Genomic DNA, 21844 nt, shown 5'->3' with positions numbered 1-21844 from the left:
CCAACTTCTCGGCTGTGGAGTCATCGGCTCCACCCCTCGTGGGCGGTGCCCAGCCAGTGGGCGATCGCTTCGCTGCGCGAAGAACTGTGCAGCTTCGCGAAGATGCGATTGATGTGATTCTTGACCGTCTTCTCGGCGATGAAGCAGGTGGCGGCGATCTGACGGTTGTTCATGCCGGCCGCGATGAGGTCCATCACCTCCACCTCCCTTGAACTCAGGCCGAAGTCGGGCTGATGGACGGCATGACGGTGAAGTCCCGCCGTTGGTACGTGCCGAGCCTCCGAAGACTGTGCCACAGCTGATTGCAGCTGCGAAGGGAAAGAGGGCGGTTGGTGCGAAAGTCCGATTGAATCCGGGACAGTCGGGGGTCGGTGGCGAACGTCCCGAACAGCGGCGATCAGTTCCGCTGCCGTGAACTCGCCATGGACGAGATAGCCGGACGCTCCTCTGCGCAGGGCTTCCGCCACGACCTCGGGTTCGCGGCTGTATGTCAGCATCATCACCGGGGCGATCCGGCACAGTTCGGGCAGCGCGGTGAGGCCGTCCGTGCCGGGCATGCGCACGTCGAGCAGGACCACGTCCGGGATGAGGTGGGCGGCGCAGGCGAGCGCCTCCGCGCCGTCCCGGGCCGCCGCGACGACGGCGATGTCGGGGTGCGCGTCCAGCAGCGCGGTCAGGCCGGCCCGTACGACCGGGTTGTCGTCGGCGACGAGGACACGCAGGGGCGGGCCGGAAAGTGCCTGGTCAGGCATGTGCGGCCTCCTCTTGGGGAGTGGGGGGAGAGGGAAGGGCGGCCGCCGAGAGCGGGAGGGTCAGCCGGACCTCGGTGCCCCCTTGCGGGGATCGGTCCAGGGCGATGAGGCCGCCGACGCAGGCGGCCCGTTCGGTCATGCCGAGCAGACCGAAATGGCCGGATCTCGTCCAACCGGCGAGTGCCGCGGGGGTCGCGGGCGTCGGCAGTCCCGCCCCGTCGTCCCGTACGCACAGCGAGAACACGTGTGCCGATACGTCGAGTTCGACCGTCACCGCGCTCGCGCCCGCATGGCGGTGGGCGTTCTCCAGGGCTTCGGACACGACCGCGAGGACATGGTGGGCGGCGGCGCTGGGAAGGACCGGGTCCGCGCCCCGGTGCCGTACGACGGCGGCGAGCCGGGTGCGTGCCTCGAAGTCGGCTGCCAGGGAGCGGAGTTCGGGGAGGAGGTCGCTGTCCGGGTCGGTCAGGTCGGTGTGGCGCCGCAGGTCCGACAGGAGGGTGCGGGACTCCGCGGCGGCGAGGCGCGCCGCGTCGGCCACGACCGTCGCCTGGCGTTTGAGCGCCCGCGGGTTCGCGCCGTCCGCCGAGGCGGCCAGGGCCTCCGCCGCGAGGGCGAGACCGTACAGCGTCTTGGCCACCGAGTCGTGCATCTCGCGTGCCAGGCGGGCCCGTTCGGACTCCACCGCCTCCGCGACGGCGAGCCTGCTGGTCGCCTCGGACAGGGCCTGGCTCGCCGTGCCGAAGCGGAACATCAGATTTCGCAGGGTGACGCCGATGATGCCGGCGCCGACGCAGAACCCCGCGATGAGGAGGGTGTTGGCGCCCGCGCCCGGCCGGTGCTCCCAGGCCCTGAACACCGTGAGCAGGACGACGAGCTGGAATCCGGTGAAGACGCCCGCGCCGCGCCAGCCGTACAGCAGGCCCGAGAGCAGCGGGGTGCAGACCGTGGCGTAGGCGAGGGGGGAGGCCGGTGACGCGGTCAGGAGCAGGACCGCGCCGAAGGTGAGGTCCAGGGCCATCAGGGTCGGATGGGCCAGGAGGCGGGGGCCGAAGCGGTCCCAGTCCCGGAGCATGGCGTAGGAGCCCATGACGCCGAGGACGGCCGCGGCGAGGACCGCGTAACGGGGAAGGCCGTCCGTGGCGTTCGACATCGCGAAGGGGGCGCCGATCGCGATGGCCGCGAGGCGGACGGCGAAGGCCTGACGGCACAGGGCCTGGAGGGCGTTGAGCTGGAGGCGGATGCCGCCGGGGGCGGGGGCGTCGTCCGCGAGGTAGCCGGTGCCCCGTTCGCGGCTTCGCGCGAACAGGGCGGACCAGGACCAGGGTCGGCTCTCGCGGCCCGCGTGACCTCGAATGCTCAGGAAGGCGTTCATCAGCGCCCCAGGATCGAGCCGAAGTTCGTCCCCGAGCCCAGGAACATTCCCGTCGCGATGAGGATCATCGTGGCCGGGAGCATGAAGACGAGGGTGACCATCGTGGCCTTGGGGATGGTCTTGGCGGCACGGCGGCGGGCGTTCTGGGCGTCGGTGCGGCGCATGTCCGTGGCGAGCTGGATGAGGGTCTCGGCGATCGGGGAGCCGAGTTCCTCGCCCTGCTGGAGGGCCGAGACGAACTGGGCGACCTGCTCGGAGGAGTTGCGCCGGCGGAGTTCGTCGAAGGCCTGGCGGCGGCTGACACCCATGTCCATCTGGCGCAGGGTGATGCGCAGTTCGTCCGCCCAGGGCCCCTCGTACTTCTCCGCGACGCGGTCCAGGGCCTGGCGGAACCCGAGGCCCGCGGAGACGACGACCGCGAGGACGTCGAGGAAGTCCGGCAGGGTGCGGTCGATGACCTCCTTGCGTTCGCGGACGGCCTGCCAGATGAGGGCGTCCGCGGCGATCAGGCCGAAGACCAGCGTGAGCGCGGCGAAGAGGAGCTGGCCGTTGGAGAGGAAGACCAGGCCGAGGACGACGCCGAAGATGCCGTAGACCGCGCGGCGGGCCGCGTAGCGGTTCAGGGTCATGCCACCCGGGTTGCCCGCCATGTCGATGCGGCGGCGTTTGGCGTCCACGCGCCGGGGGCCCATCAGGCGCAGCACGGTCGGCGCGAAGCGCATGCCGAGGCGGTCGACGGCCGAGTCCGCCGCGGAGACACGGGTGCCGCCGACCTCCAGGGCGAGCTGGAGGTCGCTGGGGAGTTTGACGTCGGCGCGGATCATCCGGACGCCCAGGAGGACGCCCGCGACGGCCGCGCCCATCAGGACGGCGAGCAGCAGCGGAAGCAACGTGACCCCTCCCTCACACTTCGATCTTGCCGAGCCGGCGGATGACGAAGAAGCCCACGGTGTAGAGGCCGAGGGCCAGCAGGACCAGGCCCTGGCCGAGCGGGGAGCCGGTGACGCGGGCGAGGGCTCCCTCGTTCGAGGAGTTGATCAGGACCAGCGAGCCGATGCCGAGGAAGGGCACCGTGAAGGCGGTCGCGTTGACCTCGGAGAGCATCGTGCGGACCTCGCGGCGGGTCTCCTTGCGGTCCTCCAGGGTCTGGGTGAGGTTGCGCAGGGAACTGACGACGGAGCCGCCCGCCTTGTTGGCGAGGACGAGTGTGGTGACGAGAACGATCAGCTCGCGGGAGGGCAGGCGCTCGGAGAGCTCGCCGAGGGCGTCGTCGATGGAGCGGCCGAGCATCAACTGGTCCGCCACATGCGCGAGTTCCTCGCCCGCCGGCGCCTCCAGCTCCTCCGCCGCCATGGCGAGCGCCGTCCGCAGGGCCAGGCCCGCCGCCGTCGCGTTGGCCAGCAGGCGTGCCACGTCGGGGAGTTGGTTGATGAACGCCTCGATGCGTTTCTGGCGCTGCCAGTTGAGGAAGATGGCCGCGCTCCACACGCCGAGGACGGCGGCGATCGGGCCGAAGAACGGGGCGAGCGTCGCAGCGGCGATCAGCCACAGGGCGACGACCACGGCGGCGACGTAGGTGAAGAACTCCCCCGCCGTGACGTCGAGTCCGGTGGCCGTCAGGCGCAGGTGGATCGTACGGCCGAGGCGGGTGCGGCGCAGCCGGCGGTCGATGCCCGCGAAGCGGCGGACCCGGCGGCCCGCGGTGTGCGGCAGGCCGCCGCCGGAGAGACGGTCGACGAGTTCCCGTCGCTGGGCGCGGCCCGAGGCGTAGGAGTGCACACCCGCGACGGCGAGTGTGCCGCCGAGGAGCGTTCCGCCGAGGGCGAGGAGGGCGGGGTCGTTCATGGCTGCCTCCCTTCGAGGGTGGGGGACTCGGGGGTGGGGGACCCGGAGGCGGGAGATTCGGAGGCTGGAGACCCGAAGGCGGGGGACTCGGAGGCGGGAAACCCGGAGATGGGGGACGTCATCCGATGGCCCGCCTCGTGTTGAGTACGTCGATGGCCTCGGCGACGCCGAAGGCGGGTGGCAGCGGCTCGTTGGCGACGTACAGCTTCTCCGCGACCGAGCGCGGGAGCGGGAGGTGCTCGAAGTGGCCCCGGACGACGCGGTCGGGGCCGACCGGACGAGGCACGAAGCGGGTGACGGGGGTGACGCGGAACTGTTCGCGGCCGTGCGAGACGAGCAGCGCGACCTCCGTGACCTTGCGGGAGCCGTCGGCGTGCCGGGACAGCTGGACGACGACCTCGACGGCGGAGTTGATCTGGTCCTTGAGCGCCTCGAAGGGGATCTGGACCTCGGACATCGAACCGAGGGTCTGGAGACGCATGAGAGCGTCCTCGGCGGAGTTCGCGTGGACGGTGGCGAGCGAGCCGTCGTGGCCGGTCGACATGGCCTGGAGCATGTCGAGGGTCTCGCCGCCGCGGACCTCGCCGACGATGATGCGGTCGGGGCGCATGCGCAACGAGTTCCGGACCAGGTCACGGATGGTGATCTGGCCCTTGCCCTCCACATTCGGGGGGCGCGATTCGAGGCGGATGACGTGCTCCTGCTGGAGCTGGAGTTCGGCGGAGTCCTCGATGGTGATGATGCGCTCGTGGGACGGGATCAGGCCGGAGAGCGCGTTCAGCAGGGTGGTCTTGCCGCTGCCGGTGCCGCCGCTGACGATGACGTTGAAGCGGGCCCGTACGAAGGCGGCGAGCAGCATGAGCGTCTGCTCGTCGAGGGAGCCGAGGCCGATCAGCTCCGAGAGCGTGTACGCGCGGGGGAAGCGGCGGATGGTGAGGGTGGGGCCGGTCAGGGCGAGCGGCGGGATGATGACGTTGACGCGCTCGCCGGTCGGCAGGCGGGCGTCGACCATCGGGTTGGACTCGTCGACGCGGCGGTTGACCGTCGAGACGATGCGTTCGATGGTCTGCATGAGCTGCTCGTTGGACGCGAAGCGCAGCGGGAGCTGCTCGACGCGGCCGGCTCGCTCGACGAAGATCGAGTCCGGGCCGTTGACCATGATCTCGGTGATCGACGCGTCCGCGAGAAGCGGTTCGAGGACGCCGAGCCCGAGGGCCTCGTCGACCACCCGGCGGATCAGCTGGGAGCGTTCGGCGGTGGAGAGGACCGGGCCCTCGCGGCTGATGATGTGGCCGAGGACGCGTTCGAGACGGACCCGGCGTTCGGCCGCGGCCAGGCCGGACATCTCGGCGAGGTCGATCTCTTCGAGGAGTTTGGCCCGGTAGACGGCGACGAGGTGTCCGTCCTCACGGGCGGGTCCGCCCTCGTCGGGGGCGGCGATACGGGAACGCAGGCTCATGGTGTCGGCTCCTCCCGGTCAGTCGTCGGTGGGCATGGTGGCGTGGCGGGTGACGGTGTAGGGGCCGAAGAGGGGGATGACGCCGGGGACTCTGACCGTGACGGTGGCGGTGGTGAGGTCGGGGCCCGGTACGGGTTCGACCCTCGCGTCCAGCCATCCGCTCACGGCGGCCTGACCCGCCGCCCTCCCGTCGCCGCCCTGCGAGGCGACCCGCGCGGCGGCCCGTGCCCCGGAACCGGCCTGGTTGACGCCGTACCCGATGAGACCGAGCTGGATGACCGCCATCCCGATCATCAGCAGGATGGGCAGGAACCCGACGAACTCCAGGATGGAGACACCCCGGTCACCCCGGAGCCGCCGCCCGGCACGGAACCTGCCCAAGGGGCGGAACCCGGTCATGGCACGGGGCCCGGTCACGGCCCGGAGACCAGTGGCGACACGAAGACCGTCCGTGGCGCCCGGCCGGTGCACGCGGCAAAGCCCGTGCGGGGCGCGTAAGCCATGCCGGAGGTACGGCTTCATCTGATACCTCCAAGGAAACCCACGTCGTCTCCCTCCAGTGCCGCGCCCGCGGTGCCCCGTACGTGGAAGCCCGCGTCAAAGCCCGGGAAGAACAGCGGGACGTCGACGTCGACGGTGGCCTTCATGACCGGGCCCGCCGCGCCGCAGTCGATGCCCGCGTCCTTCCAGGAGCCCGGCAGATGCTTGCTCCCGGCCGCCGCGCAGGCGCCCGGGACGTCGCCGTGCACCGCGTACGCGGCGGTGGCGGCCCGTGCCGCCTCGTCCGCCGCGTTCCCGGCCAGCGAGTACGAGTAGCCGTACAGCACGCACTGCCACAGGATCGTCATGACGACGAGCAGCAGCGGGAACATCCCGGCGAATTCGAGGGTGACCGCTCCCCGGTCGCCGCCCCGGCGGCGGAGCGAGAGCGCGCCCCGGTCCGACGCGGACGCCTTGCGACGCCTGCCGCCGCCCCCGCTTTCCTGGGGGACCACGAGACCCAGCTCGGCGGCGAGTTCCCACAGCGCCTGCTTGACGGTCGAGCGGGTGTCCAGGTCCTGCAGCCGCCCCGCGTCGACGACCGACTGGAGTTCCTTGAAGGCGGCGGGGACCGCGGAGCGGGCGACCTTGGTGCCGGTGACGCGTTCGACGAGGGACGGCTGGATCTCCGTGCCGCGGGCGAAGCGGTTCACGACCGTCGTGGTCTCCTCGGCCTTGCGGATCTGGAGGCGGTCCCACATACGGACCATGCGTTTGGCGGCGCGGACGGCGATGACGTCGGGGGTGACGAGGAGCAGGGCCTGGTCGGCCATCTCGACGGCCGCCGCGGTGGCCGAGTTCATCTGGGAGCCGCAGTCGACGACCACCAGGTCGTGACGGGAGCGCAGCGCGCCGATCACCTGGCGGGCCACGCGGTCGGTGACCTCCTCGCCCCGTTCGCCCTCGGCGGGGGCCAGGAGCAGGGCGATGCCGGTGTCGTGGGTGTAGACGGCGTCCTGGAGGACGCGCGGGTTGATGTCGGTGATGGCCGCCAGGTCGGCCACCGACCGGCGGAACTGCACATCGAGGTACGAGGCCACGTCACCGGACTGGAGGTCCAGGTCGAGCAGCGCCACGTCGCGGCCGGACGCCCGTGCGGCGAGGGCGAGTTGGACCGCCGTGACCGTCGCGCCGACGCCGCCCTTCGCGCCGGTCACCGTGACGACGGTGCCGCCGGGGCCCACGTACATTTCGGGCGCGCCGCTGTGCAGGTGGCGGCGCATGCCGGCGGACCAGGCGGCGGCCGCCTGGACGCGCTCGGCGAGGGCGTCGTAGCCGAGGGGCAGGCCGATGATGCCGCGGGCGCCGGAGTCCATGGCGGCGGTGAGGACGCTGTTGCTGGTGTCGGCGGTGATGAGGACGACGCCGACCGCGGGGAAGCGCATCACCAGGTCACGGATGAGGTCCAACGCCGGTACAGGGCCTATGCGTTCATGGACCAGGACCACTTCGGGGAGCTCGTCGAGGGACTCGGCGGCGAGGCGCGCGAGGGTGTCGAGGAGGGCCGTCGAGTCGGGTACGGGCGGGGCGGGTTCGGTGTCGGCGAGCTGGCTCAGCAGGGTGGTGAGCGCGCGGGCCGAGTCGATGTCGCCGACGGCGGGAAGGATACGGATGGTCATGGGCGCAGCCCCTCACTCGCGTACCGCACGCCCGACCATCGGCCCCGCGACCCGTCGGCCTGCCCCACACAGGCCCCCCGGCCCAGCACCCAACGAACCTGCCGCCGTGCCCCGGGCCCGCGGTCCGGCAACCCCCCGACCTGCCGCACACCCGGGCCCCGGCCGAACGTCCCCCGGGTTCCGCGCACGCCGGACCCCTGGGCCGGCACCCCACGAACCTGCCGCCGGACGCCGCGCTCCCGGTCCGGCACCCCGTCGGCCAGCCCCGCATCGGGGCCTCGGTCCGGCACCCAGGGACGCCGTGGCGCGGCCGGTCGTCGGTACCGTCCGTCGCGCGTCCGGTGCGGCGACGCCGCCGGCCGTCGGTCCGGACCCGTGCGCGTCGGCCTCGTACGCGACCCTCCGCACCGCCCCGTGGGCATGGACCTCATGCGCGGCCTCCTACTTGTCCTCGTCGAGGGTGTACGTACGGTCGCCGGGCGCCACGATCGTGTCGGAGCCGCCGGCGACCAGGGCGAGCCGCACGTGTTCGGCGAACGACTCGGCGTACGCGACGCGTTGGGCGTCGGCGGTGTCGAGCGCGAAGGTGATGGGGACGGCCTGGGTGGCGCTGTTGCGCCGGTCGGAGCTGGACTGGGCGGGGTCGAGGGCGGTGAGTTTGCCGACGTCGATGACGCGGGCGTTCTCGACGATCACCTTGGACTGGTCCTTGCCCTTGTCGTTCGGGGCCTTGAAGGTGGCGTAGATGTTGACCCGCGAGCCGGGGTCGATCTTGCCCGCGACACCGGTCGACGCGTCGATCATGATGGCGATCTCCTGTTGCCCGGCGGCCAGTTGGGGCTTCTCCACGATCATGTCGGCCTGCAGCAGCGAGCCCTTCTCCAGTTTGGTGACGGCGATCTTGCCGCGGATGCGGGAGAGGTCGGTGACGGCGGTGGACGACAGCCACCGCTCGGGCATCGAGATCTTCTCGAACTGGTCGGCCGACAGCTCCTTGTAGGGCGGGATGTCGCTCTTCAGGCGGTACGCCGTGACCTCCGGGCCGACCTTGGAGTTCACGTCGCGGATCACCGAGAGGACTCCGGCGAAGGCGCCGAGGGCGCACAGGACCGAGAGGACCAGCAGGATGACGCCGCGGCGCTGGCGCGAGTTCACTGAATCTCACCTCGTGGGGCGGTACCGGGGAGTGGACCGAGCTGTCGTTCCTGCCGGGGATCCGGGGGGTGACCTCCGGGGTGATGCAGCATGTTCCGGACAACCTCGATCTACGGGGACGGCGGGGTCGAGCGGGTCGTGCCTGGTGCTGTTCAGATGTGCCCGAGGGTGCCTATGTGGCGCCTCGGGGCAGAGCGCGTACCGAAGAGGCTGCCCGGACGACGGTGGCCGGAAGCTCCTGAGCGGACGGCGGCGGCAGCGGTGCGGCGCAGAACCCGCAGCGGTCACCGATGAGTTCGAGGCCGCACCAGCGGCACTCGTCCCGCCGCACGGACGAGACGAGCTGATAGAGGACGGAGACGTCGTACAGTCCGGCGGCGAATTCGACGAGCCGTGACGTCCCCCACCAGCGGACCGATTCCTCGGGTAGCGGGACGGTCGCCACGCCCTGGACCTGCCAGGCCTGCGCGAGGGTCGAGGTCACCCAGTCGGAGGGCGGCTGGCCCGCGGCCGAGAGCAGCCGGGTGCCGAACTCCGGTCCGGGCAGCTCGTCCTGGCCGACTCTGATCAGCTCGGGCCGCGGATTGGCGAGTACGGCGAACTGGGCGCCCGGCACCCACGACTTGGCGTGCGACTTCAGGGAGACCGGGACCCGGTCGAGCTTGGCGACCGAGCCGAGCAGGGCGCCGGCGTAGATGTAGTGGGCGAGCAGCCGGGCGGCGGAGGCGAGCACGCCGGGGCTGAAGTCGCAGACGGACAGCTGGCGCAACTGCTGGGCCAGCAGCGCGATTCCGAGCGGTGGCAGGTCGATGCCGAGCAGCGCGATCCGGTCGCTCTCCAGGACGGAGCGGACGGTGTGCAGCCGCTGGGTGACGGCGCTCTCGGCGGAGGACGGGTAGAGGGAGATGACATACCCGTGCTGTTCGATGAGCCCGTGCATCCCGGTGAGGGAGTCCTCCAGGGTGCCGAGCGGCTGGACGGCCGCCGGCGGGGTCTGCCGGTCGTGCGGTGGGAGCACCAGATCGGGACTGGTGACGGCTATCGCGGTCGGCACGCTGCACACACCCCGTTCGCTGCGGCGGGGTGGTCAACCACCGCCTCAGATCGCCCCTTTATCGCCATGGAGCATCACGGACGACCAGATACGGCCGCAGATCGCCACTGTGACGTCCTCTTGCATCAGCACCATATCCACGGCATGGCCCGCTCAACACCGAATCTCCGAGATCATCTCACCGAAGGTGCGGGCGTGATCAACGGAGAGTAAGCCGGGTTGAGACAACTGGACGCCTCCGCAGGGACGTTGAAAGCTCCACAGGTCTTGACAACCCGATTGGTCTGGACCAACTTGTATCCACCGGCGGTGGCCACCGTTCCGTTCCCCCTCCCCCACCTCTCCCTGGAGGACCCAGTGGACCGCGTCATCCGTATGCCCGGGCGGAGATGGGCGGGAGCCCTCGCCGCCGTCGTCACCGCGTCCGTTCTCTCCCTCACCGGTCTGGCAGGCCAGGCCCAGGCCGCCGACGTCAACAACGCCAAGAACGGCGGCTTCGAGTCCGGCCTGAGCAACTGGAACTGTTCGGCGGGCAGTGGTGCGACCGTCTCCTCGCCGGTGCACAGCGGCTCGTCCGCACTGAAGGCCACGCCCGCGGGGCAGGACTTCGCCCAGTGTTCCCAGTCGGTCGCCGTGAAGCCCAACTCGACGTACACACTGAGCGCCTGGGTTCAGGGGGCCTACACCTACATCGGCGCAAGCGGCACGGGGACGACGGACGTCTCGACCTGGACGCCCAACACCACCTGGACGCAGCTCTCGACCACCTTCACCACCGGCGCCTCGACGACATCGGTGACGGTCTGGACGCACGGCTGGTACGGACAGCCCGCCTACTTCGCCGACGACGTCTCGGTGTTCGGCCCCGACGGCGGCGGTGGCGGCGACCCGGCCCCGACGGTCCCGGCGACCCCCGCGGGCCTCGCGGTGTCCGGTACGACCTCCTCGTCCGTCTCGCTGGCCTGGAACACGGTGTCGGGCGCGACCGGCTACAACGTGTACCAGGGCGGCTCCAAGGTCCAGGCGGTGACCGGGACCTCCGCGACCGTCTCGGGGCTCACCGCCTCCACGGCGTACTCGTTCCAGGTCAGCGCGACCAACTCGGCCGGTGAGTCGGCGAAGTCGTCGGCCGTCACGGGGACGACGACCGCGTCCGGCGGTGGGGGCGGCGGCGGTTCCGTGCCCGCGCACGCCGTGACGGGCTACTGGCAGAACTTCAACAACGGCGCGACCGTCCAGAAGATCTCCGCCGTGCAGTCGCAGTACGACATCATCGCCGTCGCCTTCGCCGACGCCACCAGCACGCCGGGCGCGGTGAGCTTCACCCTCGACTCGGCCGGGCTCGGCGGCTACACCGTCGACCAGTTCAAGGCCGACATCAAGGCCAAGCAGGCCGCGGGCAAGAAGGTCATCATCTCGATCGGCGGCCAGAACGGCACCATCTCGGTGAGCGACTCGGCATCGGCCACGAACTTCGCCAACTCCGTCTACTCCCTGATGCAGACGTACGGCTTCGACGGCGTCGACATCGACCTGGAGAACGGTCTCAACGCGACCTACATGTCGCAGGCGCTGCGGTCCCTGTCCGCGAAGGCGGGCTCGTCCCTGGTCATCACCATGGCCCCGCAGACGATCGACATGCAGTCCACGTCGAACTCGTACTTCCAGACCGCCCTGAACATCAAGGACATCCTGACCGTCGTCAACATGCAGTACTACAACAGCGGTTCGATGCTCGGCTGCGACGGCAAGGTCTACTCGCAGGGCTCGGTCGACTTCCTGACGGCGCTCGCCTGCATCCAGCTGGAGGGCGGTCTCGCCCCGGCCCAGGTCGGCCTCGGCCTCCCTGCCTCCACCAGCGGGGCGGGCAGCGGTTACGTCTCCCCGACGATCGTGAACAACGCCCTCGACTGCCTGACCAAGGCCACCAACTGCGGTTCCTTCAAGCCCTCCAGGACCTACCCGGGCCTGCGCGGCGCGATGACCTGGTCGACCAACTGGGACGCCTCGGCGGGCAACGCCTGGTCGAACGCCGTGGGCCCGCACGTGCACGCGCTGTAGTTCCGCCCGCTCCCCTCACCCTTCTCCGGCAGCCCTTCCCCTCCCCCTGGCCCCGCCCGTCGCAGCCGCGACGGGCGGGGCCGGAACCGTTTCCGCGGCCGATTCCCGCCATCGGCTCTTTGTCGTCTCTTGACCTGCTCATGCCATCCCCCTCACCATGAGCGCCACACCCGCACCAGGCACGTCGCCATGAGCCACCCCCCCAGCTCCACTCCCCACATTCCGGAGATCCCGGAATTCCTGGAGAAACTAGGAGACTTCATGCGACTTCGCATCCGCGGCAGCGGCAGGGCCGACGGCACGGGCAGAGGCGGTCGGCGTACCGCCGCCCTCGCCGTCCTCGCGGCCCTCGCCCTCGCGGCTCCCCTCACCGCCACCGCCACCGCCACCGACGCCACGGCGAGCGGAGCCAAGGCCCTCGCGCCCTCGTCCGACGACGTCAAGCAGTACGAGATCCACCAGAGCTCGACTCCCGTGTCCCGTACGGCGATCCAGCGGTCGGGCGTCACCGTGGACGAGGCCGACGAGGAGACCGTGGTCGTCTCGGGCCGCGCGGACCAGATCACCACCTTGCGCCGACAGGGCTACGACGTCTCGCTGTTGGGCTCCGCGCCCAACCGTGCCGCCTCCGCAGGCGACGTACGCCTCTTCGACTTCCCGACGGCGGACTCGAAGTACCACAACTACGCCGAGATGAACGCGGAGATCGACCAGCGGCTCGCGGCCTACCCGAGCATCATGAGCAAGAAGGTGATCGGCAAGTCCTACCAGGGCCGGGACATCGTCGCCATCAAGGTCAGCGACAACGTCGCGACCGACGAGAACGAGCCCGAGGTGCTGCTCACCTTCCACCAGCACGCCCGCGAGCACCTCACGGTGGAGATGGCGCTGTATCTGCTGCGCGAACTCGGAGCCGGGTACGGCAGCGACTCCCGTGTCACCAACATGGTGAACAACCGCGAGATCTGGATCGTCCCGGACCTCAACCCGGACGGCGGCGAGTACGACATCGCGAGCGGCTCCTACCGCTCGTGGCGCAAGAACCGCCAGCCCAACTCCGGCTCGTCGTACGTCGGTACGGACCTGAACCGCAACTGGAACTACAAGTGGGGCTGCTGTGGCGGCTCTTCGGGTTCCACGTCCTCCGAGACCTACCGCGGCGCTTCGGCCGAGTCCGCGCCCGAGGTGAAGGTGGTCGCCGACTTCGTGCGCGGCCGGGTCGTCGGCGGCAAGCAGCAGATCACCGCCGGAATCGACTTCCACACCTACAGCGAGCTGGTGCTGTGGCCGTTCGGGTACACCTACTCCGACACGGCGACGGGGATGACGGCGGACGACGCGAACGCCTTCAAGGCCGTCGGCCAGAAGATGGCCGCGAGCAACGGCTACACGGCCGAGCAGTCCAGTGATCTGTACATCACGGACGGCTCGATCGACGACTATCTCTGGGGCACTCAGAAGATCTTCGACTTCACCTTCGAGATGTACCCGACGTCCAGCTCCGGCGGCGGCTTCTATCCGCCCGACGAGGTCATCGAGCGGGAGACGTCCCGCAACCGGGACGCGGTGCTCCAACTCCTGGAGAACGCCGACTGCATGTACCGGTCCATCGGCAAGGCGGCCCAGTACTGCGCCTAGGACCTGTCCTGGGCGGCGACGCGCCGGCCGCACCGGCCGGTGACCGGGGATCCACGCGCCCCTCGTGATCGGGCGCGTGGATCCCCGTACCGCTTACGGCTTTTCGCCCTCGTTCTTGCTCTCGGCCGCGACCTTGACCTCGGCCTTGACCTCGGCCTTGACCTCGTCCGCCGTCTCTGCCGACTCGGACACCTCGGACGTGTCGGTCGCCTCGGACGGGGCGGCGGACGTGACGTCGTCGGCGTCCTCAGTGGCCTCGGCGTCGTCACCGTCCTCGAAGTAGGCGTCCAGGACGGCGTCGAGCTGCTCCTCCCACTCCTTGAAGCGTGCTCGGGCGTTCGCCTCGATCTCTATCGGATACCAGCGGCGCTCCGGCGTGTGCACCGTGATGGTGAACCGCTTGCCGAAGCGCGGCGACTCCGTCTCGACGGCGCCGATCTCGTCCCAGCGGAACTCCGCCTCCTGGTCGTCCAGGCGGAGACGAACACCGCTGTGGTCGGCCGTGATCGAGGCGCGCCGGTCGGAGGCCTCGAAGACGGGGACGTCGGGGGCGGGGCCGGATTCCGGGTCGGTCCCGGACTCCGTTTCCGTCCCGGAGCCGGTCTCCTCCTCGGACACGGGCTCCTCTTCGGAGACGGACTCCTTCGGGGTCTCGGCGGCGGGCGCCTCGTCGGACGCCGCGTCGTCGGAGACCGTCTCGTCGGAGACGGTCCCCTCGGCGGCGGCCTCCTCGGTCTGCTCGACCGCGTCCTTCGGCTCCGCCGGCACGGGTGACGTAAGCCCGGGGATGTACGCCGGGTTCACCGCGGCGGCGTCCAGGGGCTGGCTCTTCGAACCTATGCGCTGCTCCACAGCGGGAAGTATGGTCGAAGATCCTGTGTCGGACACAGCCAGCCCCTACTTAGCTATGCCTCTGTTACACGAAGAGACTCATCCGACCGCGCGAAGAGGCTCACAGGGCGGTACGAAGGAGCCGGCCGCGGCCGTGGGAAGACACCGGCCGCGGCCTTACGAGGACGCCGACCGCGGTTACACGAAGACGCTGACCACGGCGGCCACGGCGAATCCCGCGACGGACAGCACCGACTCCAGGACGGTCCAGGTCCGGAGGGTGTCGCGCTCGCTGATGCCGAAGTACTTGGCCACCATCCAGAAGCCGCCGTCGTTGACGTGCGAGGCGAAGATGGAGCCCGCCGAGATCGCCATGATGACCAGGGCGACGAAGGCCTGCGAGTGGTTGCCCTCGACGAGCAGCGGCGCGACGATGCCGGCCGTTGTGACGATCGCGACCGTCGCCGAACCCTGGGCGACCCGCAGGGCCAGGGAGATCAGATAGGCCAGGACGATCACCGGGAGGCCGACGTCGTTGAAGGTGTCCGAGAGCGCCTGGGCGACTCCGCTCGCCTTCAGCACTGCGCCGAAGACGCCGCCGGCGCCGACCACCAGCAGGATGTTGCCGACCGGCTTGAGGGACGAAGTCGAGACCGTCTCCAGGGACTTGCGGGACCAGCCGCGCCGGATGCCGAGCAGGTAGTAGGCGAGGAGCAGGGCGATCGTGAGGGCGACGAACGGGCTCCCGAAAAACTCGATGACCGAGCGAAGGGTGGAGGGGTCGAGGGCGATCGAGGAGAAGGTGGCGGCGAGGATCAGCACCAGGGGCGTACCGATGATGCCGAGGACCGTGCCGAGCGGCACCGGCTTCTCCTGCGGCTCGACCTCGTCCCCCGGGCTCTCGGCTTCACCCGGCAAGGGGGCGCCCGCACCGCGCTGTTCGGCCACGACGGCCCGCTTGGCCTCGGCCGCCGCCTCGACCATGTCCTGCGGTACGGGGACGAAGATCCGCTTGCCGATCCAGGCGGCGTAGACCCAGGCGGCCAGTACGGCGGGGATGCCGCAGACGATGCCCATGAGGATGACCCAGCCGAGCTGGACGTGCAGCAGTCCCGCGGCGGCGACCGGGCCGGGGTGCGGCGGCAGGAAGGCGTGGGTCATCGACAGGCCGGCGAGCAGCGGCAGGCAGTAGAGCAGGATCGACTTGCCGGAGCGCTTGGCGGCGGCGTAGACGAGCGGCGCGAGGACGAAGATGCCGACGTCGAAGAAGACCGGGATGCCGAAGATCAGGCCGGTCAGGCCCATGGCGAGCGGGGCCCGCTTCTCTCCGAAGAGGTTGAGCAGCCGGGAGGCCAACACCTCGGCGCCGCCGCTGACTTCGAGGATCGCGCCGAGCATCGTGCCGAGGCCGATGATGATCGCGACATGGCCGAGGATGCCGCCCATGCCGGTCTCGACGACCGACACCGCGGTGGACCGCTGGACCGTGCCGAACAGCTCCGTGACCGAGAGTCCGGCGGCGAGGCCGACGGCTATGGAGACGGCGAGCAGGGCGACGAACGGCTGGAGCCTGACCTTGATGATCAGGACGAGGAGGAGAGCGATACCGAGGGCGGCGACCGTGAGCAGTCCGGCCGTGCCGTCGAGAAGGAGCAGGAGACCACCGGTGTGCGGTGGTGTCTCCGGGGCCGGGGCTGTCGCGGCGAGCGGATACGACGACATGTCGGGGGGCCTCGCTTTCTTGGGTCCATGGAGCTTTCGGGCAGGGCGGATCGCGGTGCGGCACCCCGGGTTCTGCGGGTGCCGCACCGTGACGTCGTACGCGGTGCGGGAGTTGCGCGGGCGTCGGCCCGGAGGGAGGACGCCCGGAGGGGCGACGTCAGCCGAGAACGGCGAGTACGTCGATCTCGACGAGGAGTCCGGCCGGCAGGCCGACGTAGACCGTCGTGCGGGCGGCGGAGGGCGCGGTGAGGCCCTGCTCCTCGAAGTACTGGTTGTAGATCTCGTTCATCTCGGCGAAGTGGCCGACGTCCGTGAGGTAGACGCGGATCATCATCGCGTCGTCCCAGCCGGAGCCGCCCTCTTCGAGGATGGCCTTGACGTTGGCGAGGGTCTGCAGGGTCTGCTCGCGCAGGGTCGGGCCGACGGGCGTCGGGGGCTTGCCGTCCTCGGCGGGCAGGAAGCCGACCTGTCCGGCGACCTGGAGGATGTTCCCCTTCCGCACACCGTGCGAGAACTTGGCGGGCGGGGTGGTGTGGGTCGTGGGGGTGAGGGCGATCTTGTCGGTCATGCGGTGATCATTCCTTCGGGTCTTCCTTCGTGGGGGCTTTGCCGGAGTAGTCGCGGCTGATGGCGTCCGCCGTACGGCGGACCAGCGGGAGCAGGGCGAGGAGTTCCTCGGCGGTGACGACGACGTTGGGCGCGGAGACCGACATGGCGGCGGCGACGCGTCCGTCGGCGCCGCGGACGGGGGCGGCCACGCAGTTGATGGATTCCTCGTGGCCGCCGAGGTCGGTGGCCCAGCCCTGTTCGCGCACCGTCGCCAGCTCCTTCAGGAAGGCGGGGGCGTTGGGGGTCGAACGGGCCGTGTACATGGGGTAGTCGAGCTTGTCGGCGACGGCGCGGCGCTCGGCCTCGGGCAGGTCGGCGAGGAGGAGTTTGGCCACCGCCGCGACCGTGATGGCGACGGGCTTTCCGATCCGCGAGTACATGCGCACCGGGTACCGGCTCTCCACCTTGTCGATGTAGAGCACCTCGTTCTCCTCGTACACGGCGAGGTGGACGGTGTGTCCGCAGCTCTCGTTGAGTCGGACGAGGTGGGGGTGGGCGATCTCGCGGACGTCGAGGTTCTCGACGGCCTCCTGGGCGAGGGCGAAGAGCCGGGCGCCGAGGCGGTAGCGCTGGTCGGACTGGCGGTACACCAGGCCGTGTTCGTGCAGGGTGCGCAGCAGGCGGAGCGCCGTGGACTTGTGGACGCCGAGGCGGTCGGCGACCTGTCCGAGGTCGGCGGGGCCCTCGGCGAGCAGCGGCAGAATGCTCAGCGCTCGGTCGACGGTCTGGCTCATGGCGTACGTTCCTCCTCCGCGGCCCGTGTGTCGGCTTCGGTCCAGCCGGGGCCGAGACGAAGTGTCTCCCAGGCACGGTCGTCGAGAGCGGCCAGCCGGTCGGCGTGCCCCCGGGCGGGCGGCTCGGCGAGGTCGCCCGGCACGGTGAGGGCGGCGGCGGCCATCAGGTGGCCGTGCCGCAGCCGGTCGCGGACGGGAAGGCCGCGCAGAGTGGCGGAGAGGAATCCGGCGGCGAAGGCGTCACCGGCGCCGACGGCCGCGACGACGTCGACCCGCAGGGCGCGGACGAAGGTGGCGGTGCCAAGGGCGTCCCCGGCCCCGTCGACGACGCCCTCGGTCCCCTTGATGTCGCCCCGGGCCCCTTCGGTGTCGCCCTCGGCCCCCTTGATGTCAGTCCCGGTCCCGTCGACGACGCCCCCGGCCCCCTTGAGGTCAGTCTCGGTCCCATCGACGACGCCCCCGGCCCCCTTGGCGGCGCCCTCGGCCTCCTTGGTGTCGCCCCCGTCCCCCTTGGCGGTGTCCTCTGTCCCGTCGGTGGCTCTCTCGGTCCCCTCGATGGCGTCCGTCCCGTCGTCGGCGTTCCTGTCGAACACGACGGCGCCGTCCTTGCCGTACTTGACGACCAGGACGGCCGGTTCGGGCAGCGCGGCACGGATCGCGTGCGCGCCGCTCAGACCCCAGGCCTCGCGGGCCTCGTCGTCGCCGACGAAGACGATGTCGGCGCCGCGCGCGAGGTCGAGCAGGACGCGCGGTCCTTCGGGGCCGCGCCACAGCCCCGGCCGGTGGTTGACGTCGAAGGAGACGAGGGGGCGGCCGGGCCGGGCGGCGGTCAGTTCGCGCATCAGGGCCAGGCAGTCGTCGGAGAGTGCGGCGGTGATGCCGGACAGGTGCAGCACACGGCCCGACCGGGCGGCGGCCAGGTCCACGTTCCCGGCCGTCATGGCCGAGGCGGCGGATCCGGCGCGGTAGTAGGCGACTTCGTGGGCGTCGGTCGCCCGGTCGCCCGCGGTGCGGAAGTAGACGCCGGTCGGGCGGTCGGGGTCCTGGCGTACGGCGGAGGTGTCGACGCCGTACGCGGTGATCGCCTCCACCAGGTGGTCGCCGAACCCGTCGGCGCCGACCCTGCCGACCCAGCGCGCGGAGTGTCCGGCACGGGCGAGCACGCACGCCACGTTCGACTCGGCGCCGCCGATGCCCCGCTCGAACGACGGCACGTCGGCGAGGCGTCCGGCCCGGGTGGGCAGAAAGGTGACCATGGACTCGCCGAGCGCCACCAGGTCGACCGTGCCGATGCCGGTGACGGCGTCGACATCGATGTCGGCGTCGGCGTCGGCGTCGGGGGACGCGGCACCTGCGGGTCCGTTGCTGGTCACGGCGGTCGGGGCTCCTCGCTCTGGCGGCCGACGGCGGCGAACGGCACCGTTGACCCTGCGTTGGCTGGGATGTTAGACAGCAGTGAGCGACATACGCAATGAGCGTTGCGCATGATGCAACGCAACTGGCCCATCAGGGAGGCTCCATGAGCGCCGACACCGCCGCCGCACCGCTGGCCGCTCTCGCGGCGGAGCGCGTCGACCACCGATTCAAGGGCCTGCCTCCGGACGCGGACGGCCTGAGCGTCGGCGAGTTGGCCGCCCAGCGCCGCAACCTCTTCACGGACGGCTTCACCACCCCCGTCCTCGCGCTCTCCGCAGAGCGCCTGACGCACAACCTCGAACTCATGGAGACGTACGCCACCCGGCACGGCCTCGCCTTCGCCCCGCACGGCAAGACGTCCATGGCGCCTCAGCTGTTCTGGCGGCAGATCGAGCACGGCGCCTGGGGCATCACCCTCGCGGTCCCCCACCAGGTGAGGGTGGCCCGGGAGTTCGGCATCGACCGGATCTTCCTCGCGAACGAACTCGTCGACCCGGCGGCCCTGCGCTGGATCGCCGCCGAGCTGGCCGGGGACCCGGACTTCCGGTTCGTCTGTTACGTCGACTCGGTGCGCGGTGTCGAGCTGATGGACGCCGCGCTGCGCGGGAGCGCCCACCCGGTGGACGTCGTCGTCGAACTCGCCGCCGGTGCGGGCGCCCGTACCGGCGTGCGTACGGAGGCGGAGTGCGCGGCCGTGGCGGACGCGGTGGCCGCGACGGCGACGCTCCGGCTGACCGGTGTCGCGGGGTACGAGGGCGAGGTCCCGGACGCGAACCCCGAGCGGGTGCACGCCTGGCTGCGGCGACTGACCGCGCTCGCGGCGGAGTTCGACGGTGCCGGACGCTTCAAGGGCCTCGACGAGATCGTCGTCAGCGCGGGGGGCAGCGCCTGGTTCGACGCGGTCGCCGATGTCTTCGCGGAGATCCCCGGACTCTCGCTCCCCGTGCTGAAGTTGCTGCGGTCGGGCGCGTACGTCTCGCACGACGACGGCCACTACCGGAAGCTGACCCCCTTCGTCCGCGTCCCGGAGGAGGGCGCCCTGCACCCGGCGTTCCGCCTCTGGTCGCAGGTCGTCTCCCGGCCCTCCCCCGAGCAGGCCTTCACCAACGCCGGCAAGCGGGACGCGGCCTACGACCTCGGCCTCCCCTTCGCCCAGGTGGTCCGCCGGGACGGCGAGGAGCGCCCGGCGGCAGGCATCGAGGTCAGCGGGCTCTCCGACCAGCACGCGTGGCTGCGTACGGCCCCCGGGGCGGACCTGGAGGTCGGCGACTGGTTCGGCATGGGTCTGTCCCATCCGTGCACGTCCTTCGACAAGTGGCAGCTGATCCCGCTGGTCGAGGCGGACGGCACGGTCGTCGACTACATCCGTACGTTCTTCTAGAGCCGGGAGACACCCCATGGATCACGCCGATCTCGTCATCCAGGACGTGGACGTCGCCGACGGGAGTGGCGCCCCCACCTACCGCGCCGACGTCGCCGTCAAGGGCGGCCGGATCGTCGCGATCGTCCAGGAGGCCGCGGCGGCAGGCTGTCAACGGCCGCGCGGCACACGGGAACTGGACGCCGAGGGTCTCGTCCTGTCCCCCGGCTTCATCGACATGCACGCGCACAGCGACCTCGCGCTGCTGCGGGACCCGGACCACAGCGCGAAGGCCGCCCAGGGCGTGACCCTCGAAGTCATCGGCCAGGACGGCCTGTCGTACGCCCCCGTCGACGACCGCACGCTCGCCGAGGTCCGCCGGACGATCACCGGCTGGAACGGCCACGGCGACGACATCGACTTCACCTGGCGCTCCGTGGGCGAGTACCTGGACCGCCTCGACCACGGCTTCGACGGCGAGGGCATCGCGGTGAACGCCGCCTACCTCGTCCCCCAGGGCACCGTCCGCATGCTCGCCGTCGGCTGGGAGGACCGCGAGGCGAGCCCCCAGGAGCTGGACCGGATGCGGCAGTTGGTGGCGGACGGGCTGCGGGAGGGCGCGGTCGGCATGTCCTCCGGACTGACGTACACCCCGGGGATGTACGCGAAGGACGCCGAACTCACCGCCCTGTGCCGGGTGGTGGCGGAGCACGGCGGCTACTACTGCCCGCACCACCGCTCGTACGGGGCGGGCGCCCTGGAGGCGTACGAGGAGATGGTGACCCTCACGCGAGAGGCGGGCTGCCCGCTCCATCTCGCCCACGCCACCATGAACTTCGGCGTGAACGAGGGAAGGGCGCCGGAGCTCCTCGCCCTGCTGGACAAGGCGCTGGCGGAGGGTGCGGACATCACCCTGGACACCTATCCGTACACCCCGGGGTGCACCACCCTCGTGGCGATGCTGCCGAGCTGGGCGGGCGAGGGCGGACCGGAGGCGGTCCTCGCCCGGCTGCGGGACGACGCGACCGCCGAACGCGTCCGGCACCACATGGAGGTCGTGGGCGCCGACGGCTGCCACGGCGTCCCCATCGAGTGGGACACGATCGAGATCTCCGGGGTGTCCGGCCCGGACCTCGGGCCGTACGTCGGCCGGACCGTCCAGGAATCCGCCGACCTGCGCGGCGAGACCCCCTGGACCACCGCCCGCCGTCTGCTGATCGAGGACCGGCTCGGCCCGACGATCCTGCAGCACGTCGGACACGAGGAGAACGTCCGGGCGATCATGCGGCACCCCGTGCACACCGGCGGCTCCGACGGCATCCTGACCGGCGACAAGCCGCACCCGCGCGCCTACGGCACCTTCCCGCACTATCTCGGCCGGTACGTACGGGAGTTGGGCGTCCTCTCGCTGGAGGAGTGCGTCGCCCATCTCACCGGCCGCCCCGCCGCCCGGCTGCGGCTGCCCGACCGCGGCCTCGTCCGCGAGGGGTACCGCGCCGACCTGGTCCTCTTCGACCCGGCGACGGTCGCGGCGGGTTCGACCTTCGCGGCGCCGCGCACCCTGCCGACCGGTGTCCCGCACGTCCTGATCGACGGCCGCTTCGTCGTCGAGGACGGGCGCCGGACGGACGTCCTGGCGGGACGGGCGGTCCGCCGCACGGCGTGACCGCCCGC

18 protein-coding genes are annotated in these 21844 nt (G+C 71.1%); 4 read left to right on the top strand and 14 right to left on the bottom strand.

The features are described from left to right. Positions 1-20 precede the first annotated feature (20 nt). The 9 genes from ACZ4N5_RS03880 to ACZ4N5_RS03840 form a co-directional block, all read right to left on the bottom strand. Positions 21-752: a response regulator gene (locus ACZ4N5_RS03880; protein WP_467755534.1), complete on the bottom strand. Its 732-nt coding sequence runs from the start codon at positions 750-752 to the stop codon at positions 21-23. Continuing rightward, positions 745-2127, bottom strand: a complete 1383-nt coding sequence (locus ACZ4N5_RS03875) for a sensor histidine kinase (RefSeq protein ID WP_467755533.1) — start codon at positions 2125-2127, stop codon at positions 745-747. Before ACZ4N5_RS03875 ends, ACZ4N5_RS03880 begins: the two co-directional genes overlap by 8 nt. Then, a complete protein-coding gene (locus ACZ4N5_RS03870; protein WP_467755532.1) occupies positions 2127-3017 on the bottom strand; it encodes a DUF5936 domain-containing protein in 891 nt (296 codons plus the stop codon). The genes ACZ4N5_RS03875 and ACZ4N5_RS03870 overlap by 1 nt, the downstream gene beginning before the upstream one ends. 13 nt (positions 3018-3030) lie before the next feature. After that, positions 3031-3972 (bottom strand): type II secretion system F family protein, encoded by a 942-nt coding sequence (locus ACZ4N5_RS03865; protein ID WP_467755531.1) that lies wholly within the window; start codon positions 3970-3972, stop codon positions 3031-3033. Between the two features lie 118 nt (positions 3973-4090). Beyond that, positions 4091-5431, bottom strand: a complete 1341-nt coding sequence (locus ACZ4N5_RS03860) for a CpaF family protein (RefSeq protein ID WP_467755530.1) — start codon at positions 5429-5431, stop codon at positions 4091-4093. Positions 5432-5449: 18 nt separating this feature from the next. Next, entirely contained in the window at positions 5450-5830 is a 381-nt protein-coding gene (locus ACZ4N5_RS03855) for a TadE/TadG family type IV pilus assembly protein (protein WP_467755872.1), read from the bottom strand. A 119-nt stretch (positions 5831-5949) separates the two neighbouring features. Continuing rightward, the gene (locus ACZ4N5_RS03850; RefSeq protein ID WP_467755529.1) at positions 5950-7590 is read right to left on the bottom strand and encodes an AAA family ATPase; all 1641 of its coding nucleotides are present in this window, start codon (positions 7588-7590) and stop codon (positions 5950-5952) included. Between the two features lie 441 nt (positions 7591-8031). Then, complete coding sequence (gene cpaB / locus ACZ4N5_RS03845) at positions 8032-8745, bottom strand: Flp pilus assembly protein CpaB (protein WP_467755528.1); 714 nt, start codon at positions 8743-8745, stop codon at positions 8032-8034. A 172-nt stretch (positions 8746-8917) separates the two neighbouring features. Further along, positions 8918-9799: a hypothetical protein gene (locus ACZ4N5_RS03840; RefSeq protein ID WP_467755527.1), complete on the bottom strand. Its 882-nt coding sequence runs from the start codon at positions 9797-9799 to the stop codon at positions 8918-8920. A 375-nt stretch (positions 9800-10174) separates the two neighbouring features. On the opposite strand from ACZ4N5_RS03840, the gene ACZ4N5_RS03835 reads away from it, so the two are divergent. Then, positions 10175-11860 (top strand): chitinase, encoded by a 1686-nt coding sequence (locus ACZ4N5_RS03835; protein ID WP_467755871.1) that lies wholly within the window; start codon positions 10175-10177, stop codon positions 11858-11860. Between the two features lie 261 nt (positions 11861-12121). Then, entirely contained in the window at positions 12122-13498 is a 1377-nt protein-coding gene (locus ACZ4N5_RS03830) for a M14 family metallopeptidase (protein WP_467755526.1), read from the top strand. Between the two features lie 93 nt (positions 13499-13591). Here the strand turns inward: ACZ4N5_RS03830 and ACZ4N5_RS03825 are convergent, their stop codons facing one another. The 5 genes from ACZ4N5_RS03825 to ACZ4N5_RS03805 all read right to left on the bottom strand — a co-directional run bounded on the left by ACZ4N5_RS03825 (position 13592) and on the right by ACZ4N5_RS03805 (position 18650). After that, positions 13592-14350: a hypothetical protein gene (locus ACZ4N5_RS03825; RefSeq protein WP_467755525.1), complete on the bottom strand. Its 759-nt coding sequence runs from the start codon at positions 14348-14350 to the stop codon at positions 13592-13594. Positions 14351-14527: 177 nt separating this feature from the next. Continuing rightward, positions 14528-16051, bottom strand: coding sequence for a GntP family permease (locus ACZ4N5_RS03820; protein WP_467755524.1), 1524 nt, complete (start codon positions 16049-16051; stop codon positions 14528-14530). A 157-nt stretch (positions 16052-16208) separates the two neighbouring features. Continuing rightward, positions 16209-16619: a RidA family protein gene (locus ACZ4N5_RS03815; protein ID WP_467755523.1), complete on the bottom strand. Its 411-nt coding sequence runs from the start codon at positions 16617-16619 to the stop codon at positions 16209-16211. A gap of 7 nt (positions 16620-16626) precedes the next feature. Beyond that, on the bottom strand, positions 16627-17394 hold the full coding sequence (locus ACZ4N5_RS03810; protein WP_467755522.1) for an IclR family transcriptional regulator: 768 nt from the start codon (positions 17392-17394) through the stop codon (positions 16627-16629). Beyond that, positions 17391-18650, bottom strand: coding sequence for a sugar kinase (locus ACZ4N5_RS03805; RefSeq protein ID WP_467755870.1), 1260 nt, complete (start codon positions 18648-18650; stop codon positions 17391-17393). Before ACZ4N5_RS03805 ends, ACZ4N5_RS03810 begins: the two co-directional genes overlap by 4 nt. A gap of 263 nt (positions 18651-18913) precedes the next feature. Between ACZ4N5_RS03805 and ACZ4N5_RS03800 the strand changes: the two genes are divergently transcribed. Together ACZ4N5_RS03800 and ACZ4N5_RS03795 are read left to right on the top strand one after the other, a co-directional pair. After that, entirely contained in the window at positions 18914-20191 is a 1278-nt protein-coding gene (locus tag ACZ4N5_RS03800; protein ID WP_467755521.1) for an amino acid deaminase, read from the top strand. A 16-nt stretch (positions 20192-20207) separates the two neighbouring features. Next, positions 20208-21836 carry an N-acyl-D-amino-acid deacylase family protein gene (locus ACZ4N5_RS03795; protein WP_467755520.1) on the top strand — a complete coding sequence of 543 codons (1629 nt, stop codon included), beginning with the start codon at positions 20208-20210 and terminating at the stop codon, positions 21834-21836. The last annotated feature ends 8 nt before the right edge of the window (positions 21837-21844 follow it).

It is taken from the genome of Streptomyces sp. NPDC026500 (assembly GCF_055567635.1).
Note: the sequence above shows the minus strand (reverse complement) of the source record. Positions and strands in the feature narration are given on the sequence as shown.